This is a genomic window from Cellulomonas sp. A375-1 (assembly GCF_001040865.1).
GTDB lineage: Bacteria > Actinomycetota > Actinomycetes > Actinomycetales > Cellulomonadaceae > Cellulomonas > Cellulomonas gelida.
On sequence record NZ_LFKW01000126.1, the window covers coordinates 1 to 1976 of the forward strand.

General features: G+C 72.5%; 3 protein-coding genes. 1 reads left to right on the forward strand and 2 read right to left on the reverse strand.

All coding sequences use genetic code 11. From position 1 onward, the window contains the following. Positions 1–177: 177 nt before the first annotated feature. Positions 178–1071: an AfsA-related hotdog domain-containing protein gene (locus CWIS_RS12705; protein WP_048343681.1), complete on the forward strand. Its 894-nt coding sequence runs from the start codon at positions 178–180 to the stop codon at positions 1069–1071. On the opposite strand, the gene CWIS_RS12710 is transcribed toward CWIS_RS12705, so the two are convergent. Next, positions 1068–1694, reverse strand: a complete 627-nt coding sequence (locus CWIS_RS12710; protein WP_048343682.1) for a ScbR family autoregulator-binding transcription factor — start codon at positions 1692–1694, stop codon at positions 1068–1070. The genes CWIS_RS12705 and CWIS_RS12710 overlap by 4 nt on opposite strands. A 98-nt stretch (positions 1695–1792) precedes the next feature. Further along, positions 1793–1976 (reverse strand): EAL domain-containing protein (locus CWIS_RS17720; protein ID WP_048343689.1); only part of this gene is annotated, 184 nt, incomplete at its 5' end.

Sequence of the window (1976 nt, forward strand, 5' to 3'; positions counted from 1 at the left end):
AACCGAACGTCCGGCTTTGTCGAGAATGAACCACTTCCTACCCGGACGTCAAGAGTCCGCGCGCACGAGGGAAGTCCGAGGTAGTAAACCGACCGGCCGCCTTGTTATGACCTGTTCCCGCAGCTAGCGTTCTGGGCACGCGGCGCGCGCCCCGCGCCCCACACGCGGAGGTCAGCCATGCAGATCAGCAGCTTCGACCAGCGGTACGTCCACAAGCTCGACCCGTGGGCGGTCCTCGTCACCCGCGTGCTCGCGCCGTACGCGGACGCGCCCCTCGACACGGAGACGACGTGGGACGTCGAGGTGAGCCTCCCGCTGGGGGTGCCGCACCCCGTCTACGCGCACCAGAGCGCGGTGCTCCTCGGGCTCGAGGCGTTCCGGCAGGCGGGCACCGCACTCGCCCACGTCGCCGGTGGCGTGCCCATGGGCCACGCGTTCGTCGCCACGCGTGTCGCGATGCGCTGGACGGCCGACCCGACCGCACTCGTCGGCATCGTCCCCGCGCGCTTCACGTTCCGGACCCTGGGCGCCGAGCACCGCCGCGGGACGCTCGTGCGCCACGTCTTCGACGCGGACGTCACGATCGACGGCGTCGTCGTCGCGCAGGCCTCCGGCGATCTGCAGTGCGTCGACCCGCGCGTGCACGCCCGGCTGCGCGCCGGCGCGCCGGCGTGGCACGAGCTCGCCCCGCGGCACGACCCTGCGGCGCTCGGCGACGTGCGCACCACGCCCGACGGTCTCGAGGCGTGGCTCGGCTGGGACGCGCAGGACCGCATGGTGTTCGACCACGGGGTCGACCACGTGCCCGCGATGCACCTGGCGCGCGCGGCGATCACCGCGCACCACCTGCTGACCGCCGCCGAGGCCGTCACGTCGATCGACGTGCGCTGCACGCGCTACGTCGAGCTCACGGGCTCCGCGGGCGTGCGCGCCGTGCTCGACGAGGGGCAGACACGCACCGAGATCCTGCAGGACGACTCCCCCGCCGCGGTCATCACGTGCGTGACCGAGCCCCTCGCGCCCGTCACGCGCACCAGCACCGAGGTCCCGGCACGGACCGCCCTGGTCTAGGCGCGCTGCAGCATGTCCGGGATCACGTGCTCGCGGCCCGGCGCGACGATCCCGGGCAGCAGCAGCGTCCACATCTCCCGCAGCCGGTCCAGCAGGTCCTCGAGCCGTGAGGACGCGAACGAGGCGGTCTGGATGCCGGTGAACGCGGCGACCAGGAACCGGGAGAGGGTGTCCGGGTCGATGGTGTCGCGCAGGTCGCCCTGGGCCACGGCGTGGCTGATCACGGCGGACGTGGGCCCGGCCCAGGCGTCGTACGTCGGGCCGCGGTCCTCGTCGTCGTCGGGCACCTCGACGGCCAGGCGCATCGCGGCGAGCGCCACGACGTCGTCGCGCATGAGCTCGCCGAGCGCGCGGACCATGGACACGAGGATCGCGAGCGCGGACAGGTCGCTCGAGGCGAACCGTTCCTGGAGCTCGTCGTTCAGCTCGCGCTGGCGTTCGATGACCGCCTGGGCGAGCAGGTCCTTCGACTTGAAGTGGAAGTACATCGAGCCCTTGGTCGCCCCCGCGCGTACCGCGATGTCGGCGATGCTCGCCCCCGCGAACCCGTGCTCGATGAACTCGGCCGCTGCCGCTGCGACGATCGCGTTCCTGGTCGCCACCGCGCGCGCCTGCTGCGCCACGTCGTCCTCCCTCGGTCGATGCAGCGGCTATCCAGCCGCGCCCCCGGTCAAAACGTACCGGACATCCGCCTTTGTTTGACAGATACCGGTCGCGTGCATCATGCGATCCGCTCGCTCAGCCGGCGCCGGGTCTGCCGTTCCGCGAGCCACGCCTCGAGCTCGACGAGCGGCAGCGGGCGGCTGTGGAGGAAGCCTTGCGTGCGGTCGCACCCGAGGGCGGCCAACGCCTGGCGAGTCGCGTCGTCCTCGACGCCCTCGGCGGTGACCCGCAGGCCGAGCCGG